This window comes from Streptomyces sp. NPDC055078 (assembly GCF_053607985.1).
The window spans coordinates 1-6,549 of record NZ_JBSGUP010000466.1; the positions used below are offsets into that span (position 1 = coordinate 1).

General features: G+C 73.3%; 6 protein-coding genes. All 6 read left to right on the forward strand.

The window, feature by feature from the left end; genetic code table 11:
* Positions 1-1,563: GTPase-associated protein 1-related protein (locus ACWF94_RS29400; RefSeq protein WP_453495037.1), on the forward strand; the 1,563-nt coding region annotated here is incomplete at its 5' end.
* Positions 1,560-3,179 (forward strand): TRAFAC clade GTPase domain-containing protein, encoded by a 1,620-nt coding sequence (locus ACWF94_RS29405; RefSeq protein WP_453495040.1) that lies wholly within the window; start codon positions 1,560-1,562, stop codon positions 3,177-3,179. The genes ACWF94_RS29400 and ACWF94_RS29405, both read left to right, overlap by 4 nt.
* A gap of 60 nt (positions 3,180-3,239) precedes the next feature.
* The gene (locus ACWF94_RS29410) at positions 3,240-3,374 is read left to right on the forward strand and encodes a hypothetical protein (RefSeq protein ID WP_453495042.1); all 135 of its coding nucleotides are present in this window, start codon (positions 3,240-3,242) and stop codon (positions 3,372-3,374) included.
* Positions 3,375-3,560: 186 nt separating this feature from the next.
* Positions 3,561-4,229, forward strand: coding sequence for a vWA domain-containing protein (locus ACWF94_RS29415; protein WP_453495051.1), 669 nt, complete (start codon positions 3,561-3,563; stop codon positions 4,227-4,229).
* Entirely contained in the window at positions 4,226-5,092 is an 867-nt protein-coding gene (locus tag ACWF94_RS29420; RefSeq protein ID WP_453495045.1) for a PP2C family serine/threonine-protein phosphatase, read from the forward strand. The genes ACWF94_RS29415 and ACWF94_RS29420 overlap by 4 nt, the downstream gene beginning before the upstream one ends.
* Positions 5,092-6,429: a protein kinase domain-containing protein gene (locus ACWF94_RS29425; RefSeq protein ID WP_453495048.1), complete on the forward strand. Its 1,338-nt coding sequence runs from the start codon at positions 5,092-5,094 to the stop codon at positions 6,427-6,429. Before ACWF94_RS29420 ends, ACWF94_RS29425 begins: the two co-directional genes overlap by 1 nt.
* Positions 6,430-6,549 lie beyond the last annotated feature (120 nt).

Consider the following 6,549-nt stretch of genomic DNA (forward strand, 5'->3'; position numbering starts at 1 on the left):
GCGGCGGCCCGCGGGGCCCAGCGCCACGGCCGGGGACGCGCCGCCGACTTCTGGGGTCCGCTGCTCGTCACCCTCGCCGAGGGCGGCGACGACCCCCGCACCCCCGGTGAGTGGCTCGCCCTCGCCCCGATCGCCGACCAGCTCGCCAGGATCGCCGGACACCCCGCGATCGAGCTGCTCACGGAGGAACTCCTCGCCGCTCTCGCCACCGCGGGCCGGGCGCCGCTGGACCTGGTGCTCGCCCTGCTCGACCTCGCCGACGAACTGTCCGTCGACACCACGGGCGTCCTGCCCGTCCTGGCCGAACGCGCCTCGGCCGCCCTGCTGAACACCGCCCCCGGGCGCGGCGGGGACACCGCCGGGGTCCCGGCGGCCCTCTCGGCCGTGCTGGGCAGACACCCCGCCATCCGTGCAGCCGTCGTCAGCGCGCTCGACCTCGCCGCCGCGGCCCCGGACACCGAAGCGGACACGTCGAACGGCGCAGGCGGAGGAACCGGCAGAGGCACCGACACCGACACCGACACCGACACGGGCACCGGCAGAGGCGCGGGCACCACCAGCGGTACCACCAGCGGCGGTGACAGTGACGCGGTCCGGCTCGCCGCCGTCGTCCGGATCGCCGTCCCCGACGCGGATCTCACCGCCGCGCCCCATCTGCGCATGGGCGAGGCCGCCGCGCACCGCCCGGCCGGAGAGGACCCGGTCGGCGCCTTCCACGCCCTGGTCGCGGCGGCCGGACCCGGACACAAGGGCCGCGCCACCGTCCTGCGTACGGCCCACCGGCTCGTCTGGGGCGACCGTACCCTCACCCCCGGCGACGGCCGGCTGCTGATCAATGAGCTGCCCCGGGACTGGCTCGGCCCCTCCGGCATCGAGGCCGCCGTCACCCGTGCCGCCCTGTCCGCACCGGCCGACGACCCCGACGCCCCCGCCCTCGCCGACGACCTGCTGCGCTACGCCACCCGCGCCATCGACCCGCGTACCCGCAGCGCGCTCGGTCTGCTCGTCATCGCGGGCCGGCTCGCCGACGGCACGGCCGCGCCCGGTTTCACCGAGCGGTCCGTTCTGCTCTGCCGTACCGCCCAGCCGCTGGAGGAGGCCATCGCCGAGCGGATCGGCCGCGCGGTCGCGCGGGCACTGCTCGCCGCCCACCCCCCGGCCGGCGAACTGGAACAGCTCGCCCACTCCCAGCAGCCCGAACTCCTCAGCGGATACCGGGCCGTGGCCGCGGGTGACACGATCCGCGCCCAGCTCCGCGTCTCGCCCCCCTTCATCGCCACCTGCTTCATCCACTGGTCCAGCGGCCGGGGCCTCAACCCCGCCTGGGAGGAGACCCGTACCGCGCTGCTCGCCGATGTGCTGCGGCCCGTCGTGCGCAAACTGCCGCCGGAGTACGTCGCCGATGTCGTACGGGAACTGGCCAAACCGGGCGGCGGCTGGGTCGGCGACTTCCAGGAGTGGAACCGGCCCGGCCGTATCGGCCGCCTCGGCCGGCAACTGCTCCGCCGTAAACAGTCCGATACGGGACACGGGTCTCCGCCCGGTGAGGAGCGCCGCAGATGAACAACTGGACCACCTACGCCCTCGGCGGCTATCTGGCGTTCGCCGGGCTGATCGCGCTGGGCATGGCGCTCTACAGCTTCCCCACGGCCGCCGGTCTCGCCGTCGGCGCCATGGGCAGGGGGCTCGGCCCCTGGCGGACCGGGGGAAGCGACCCCCGGATCGTCTCCGTCTCCGTCCCCGGTAAGAATGGCGAGCCCGCTCACCCCTCGTACTGGACGAGCCAGCTGTGGACCGACCTCGCGGGCTCCGCGCCCGCGGCGGCGGATGTCCTGCGGCGGCTGCTGATCGGCCGCTGGCTGGGCACCGGTACCTGGAATCTGCTGCGGGGCCGCCGGCTGTCCGCCACCAACCGCGCGGGGCTCGGCCGGGCGGTGCCCCGCGAGGGACTGATCACCGCACTCGCGCTGGTGCTCACCGCCCCCGGCTTCGGCATCGGCGCGGTCCTGGGCGCGACCGCCGCCGCGGTGTTCCTGCTGCTGGTGCTGGTGATCCTCGGCGCCCTGCTGGGCGCCGTGCTCACGGGCCTCGCCGCGTCCGCCATCGCCCTGCGCGCCGTGGACCGGGCCGGACTGCTGGCCCGGTCCATCCGGATGAAGTGCCCCTACCCGGGCTGCTACCAGCCCATCGAGCTGCCCGTCTACCACTGCCCCGGCTGCCGGGCCGCCCACCGTCGGCTGCGGGCGGGCCGCTACGGGGTCCTGCGCCGGATCTGCGGCTGCGGACACCGTCTGCGCACCAGTTTTCTGACGGGCCGCCACCGGCTGACGGCGTACTGCCCGCACTGCGATCTCGCCCTGCCCCGGGGCCTCGGCACCACCCGGATCGTGCACATCCCCATCGTCGGCGGCACCTCGTCGGGCAAGACCATGCTGATGGCCGCGATGATCGCCGGTCTGCGCTCCTGGTCGGACCGGGAGCAGCTCTCCGTCACCTACGCCACCTCCGACGACCAGAACGAACTCCAGCGGATCACCAGCCAGTTGGACCAGACCGGCTGGGTGCACCGGACCGCCGCGCAGCAGCCCCGCGCCTTTATGCTCCAGATCACCCGGGGCCGCACCCGGCGGCTGCTGTATCTGTACGACCCCATGGGGGAGACCTTCGGTGACTCCGTCGTCGTACGGGAACAGCAGTACCTCGCCCACACGGACGGAGTCGTCCTCGTCGCCGACGTCCTCGCGGAACCGGAGGTCCGCCGTGAACTGGGCGGCGCCGACGCCCAGCGGGCCGTCGACGCCCGGCCGTCGCCGGAGGGCCCCAAGGACACCTACGACCGGCTCGCGGGCGAGTTCGCCGCCATGTCGGGACGCCGGGCCAGGACACCCGTCGCCACCGTCGTCACCAAACGCGATGTCCTGGACCAGCTCGACGCGATCCCCGCGCCCGGCGCCCGGATCGACGAGTGGCTGGCCGCCATCGGGCTCGGCGATCTCGTCCAGAGTCTGGAACACGACTTCGGCGCCACCCGCTACTGGGCGGTCAGCGCCCACGCGGCCACCGGCGCCGGGGCGCTCGACGGGGAGAGCAGACGGGCCGCCGAGCCCGTGCTGTGGCTGCTGTCCAGAAGCGGACTGCCCGTCAAACCGCTGCTGACCGGCGAATCGGCGAAGCGATGACCGACCGGCCGGGCGCCCTGCGGGCCCCGGCACAGAGCGAAACCCCCGGGGGAGTGGGCCATGAGTGAAGTACCCGAGCACACGGCGCGCGCACGGCGCGTCGTACTCGGACTGTTCATAGCGGCGGTCGTCCTGACGACCCTGGTCGTCGTGGTCGTCGCGGGGGCGCTGCTGACCAGCGCGCTGCCCGAATGACCTTCGAGCGGTACCTGTACGGCCGGAAGGGCACCCGTACGGCCGGGAACGGCATCCGTACGGCTGGAACAGCACCCGTACGGCCGGGGCGGTGCCCGGCGACCGCGCCGGTGACATCCCGACGAGGAACAGCGGCAACAGCGACAAGGAGGAGGACACGGAGTGAGTGACATTCCCGGCGGCGCGATGGAGAATCGGCCGGTTCATTTCATCTGGATTCTCGATGTCTCGTACTCGATGATGGGCGAGAAGATCGGGCAGCTCAACTACGCCATCCGCGAGGCCGTCCCGGAGATGCGCTCGGTGGCCCACGACAACCCGGCCGCCCAGTTGCTGCTGCGCGTCCTGACGTTCTCCTCCACCGCCACCTGGCATGTCCCCGACCCGACCCCGGTGGAGAACTTCACCTGGCAGGACGTCCAGGTCGACGGCGGCACCAACCTCGGTGACGCCCTCTACGCCGTGGCGCGCGAGCTGGAGACACCGCCCATGCCGCAGCGCGCCCTCAAACCGGTCCTCGCGCTCGTCTCGGACGGCCAGCCGCTGGACGAGTGGCGCGACGGTCTCAAGGCCATCGACTCCACCCCCTGGGGCAAGAAGGCCGTACGGGTCGCCATCGGCATCGGCGCCGACGCCGACCGGGGGGTGCTCCAGGAGTTCCTGGCCAACCCCGAACTGCAGGTCCTGGACGCCAACAGCCCCAAGCAGCTCGCCGCCGCCATCCGCTGGGCGTCGACCGCCGCGGTCAAGGCGGCGTCCCAGCCCGTCGCGGGCAGCGCCCCCGGCGTCAAACAGCTCGCCCCGGCCTACGCGCCCCCCGCCCTGGACGACGACGATGACGACGATGTGTGGTGAGCGTGCCGCACCGAGAGACCCACGGCATGCCCCCGGAGCCCTGCTGGGACATCCTGAACGGCAGCGTCCAGGGACCCGCCAAACCCGTCAACCAGGACTGGAGTGACGCGGAGTACACCCCCGATGGCGCCCTGGTCCTGGCGGTCGCCGACGGCCACGGCTCCGCCGCCCACCCGCTCAGCCATCTCGGCGCACGCTATGCCGTCGATGTCTTCAAACAGTGCGCCACCGGGTTCGCCGCCCGCGTCCGCGAGGCGGGGGACGCGGGGCTGCGCAAACTGTGGGCCGACGCCCACGACCGGGTGCCGCGCGAGGTCGTCCGCACCTGGCAGGACTGGGTGGTGGAACGGCACCGCGCGGACCCGCGAGTGCCACCGCCCACCGGGCCCGAGCTGCTGCGCTCCTACGGCACCACGCTGATCGGGGCCGTCCTCACCGAGGGCCTCGTGGTCGCCTGGCAGCTCGGGGACGGCGATCTGATGGTCGTCAACGCCGACGGCTCCGTCTCCCAGCCCCTCACCCCCGCCCAGCCCGAACTCGGCGACGAGACGGAGTCGATGTGCAGCCGCCAGGCGTGGGACCTGGTACGTGTGCACTGGGCGCCGGTCAGCGCCCCGGGCCGGGCCCCCCGGCTGATCGCGCTCTCCACGGACGGTCTGTCCAACAGCTTCGCCGCCCGCGACGGCTTCGTACGGTTCGTACGCGACGTCGACCAGCGGATCGGGGCCGAGGGCCCCGGGCCGATCGGCCAGGCCCTGCCGGAGTGGCTGGCCCGCGCGGGCAGCTACTCCGGTGACGACACCACCGCGGTCGTGGCACGCCTGAGGCGTCCCGCCGCCGTACCCGAAGGAACGGAGGACTGATGTCCGGCATGCTGGACAACGGCGCCCTGCTCACCACGGACACCGATGACGAGGTGTCGGTCGACGGAATGCTCGGCGCGGGCGGCCAGGGCGAGGTCTACCGGGTGAAGACCCCGACCGGTGACAAGGCGCTCAAGTGGTACTACCCGGCGTGTGCCACACCCGAGCAGCGCGCCATCGTGGAGGGCCTGGTGGGCCGGGACTTCGACGACGACCGGTTCCTGTGGCCGCGCTCCCTGGTGACCGGCGGCCGGGCCGGCGGCTTCGGCTATCTCATGGACATCAGGCCCGAGCGGTACAAGGGGCTGCCCGCGCTCTTCCGCCGGCAGCTGCGGACCAGCCCGCTGGCGCTGATCACCGCCGGGCTGAACATGGTCGAGGCGTATCAGTCACTGCACTCGCGCGGGATCGCCTACCGGGACATCTCCTGGGGCAACATCTTCTTCGACCCCGACAACGGCGACGTCCTCGTCTGCGACAACGACAACGCGGTCAGCGAGGGCGACTCCACCGGCATCGCGGGCACCATGGAGTTCATGGCGCCGGAGCTGGTGCGCGGCGACCCCGGCGCGGTCCCCGGCACCCAGACCGATCTGCACTCCCTCTCCGTGCTGCTCTTCATGCTCCTGATGAACCATCACCCCCTCAAGGGGCGGGCCGAACTGGAGATCCGCTGTCTCGACGAGGCGGCGGAGAAACGGCTGTACGGGAAGCGCCCGGTCTTCGTCTTCGACCCGGTCAACGACGAGAACCGCCCCGACCCCACCGAACAGGGCACGGTCCTGGCGACCTGGGCCGCCGCCCCGCCGATCCTGCGGAAGCTCTTCACCCAGAACTTCACCGACGGACTGCACGACGGCACCCGCCGGGTCCGCGAGACCCAGTGGCGCCACGCGCTGAGCGAGGTACGGGACACCATCGTGGTCTGCGCCGAGTGCGGGCGGCAGAACATGACCGAACCCGAGTCCGTCACCCCGGGCACCTGCTGGTCCTGCCGCCGCACCCTCATCCTGCCGCCCCGGCTGGTGGTGACCACCCTGCGCCCCAAGGTCGTACGCAACCTCCGGCTGCGCCGCGCCGCCCGGCTGTACGCCCACCATCTGCGCGCCGAACCGCCCCGGCACCGCTACGACGACACCTCACTCGTCGCGGAACTCGTCGAGCACCCGCAGAAGCCCGGCAAGTACGGCCTCGCCAACCGCTCCACCGAGCCCTGGACGGCCCGCAGAGCCGACGGCACCACCCAGCAGGTGGCCCCGGGCCAGAGCGTCCCCCTCCGCGCCGGACTGGAACTCCGGCTCGGCCCGGAGGCGAAGGCGGTGGTCAGCGCGGAGTGACCGGCGGGGGCCGGGGGCCGGGGGCAGGTGGCCGCCGGTCCGGGGCTCGGCGGCATGGGGTCCGGGGCTCGGCGGTCCGGGGTTCGGCGGTCCGGGTGGCGCCGGGGCGGGGGACCCGGC

Bases quoted from the DNA above. Each gene is read 5' to 3' on its own strand.
- ACWF94_RS29405 (WP_453495040.1), top strand. From the start codon at position 1,560: ATGAACAACTGGACCACCTACGCCCTCGGCGGCTATCTGGCGTTCGCC.
- ACWF94_RS29410 (WP_453495042.1), top strand. From the start codon at position 3,240: ATGAGTGAAGTACCCGAGCACACGGCGCGCGCACGGCGCGTCGTACTC.
- ACWF94_RS29415 (WP_453495051.1), top strand. From the start codon at position 3,561: ATGGAGAATCGGCCGGTTCATTTCATCTGGATTCTCGATGTCTCGTAC.
- ACWF94_RS29425 (WP_453495048.1), top strand. From the start codon at position 5,092: ATGTCCGGCATGCTGGACAACGGCGCCCTGCTCACCACGGACACCGAT.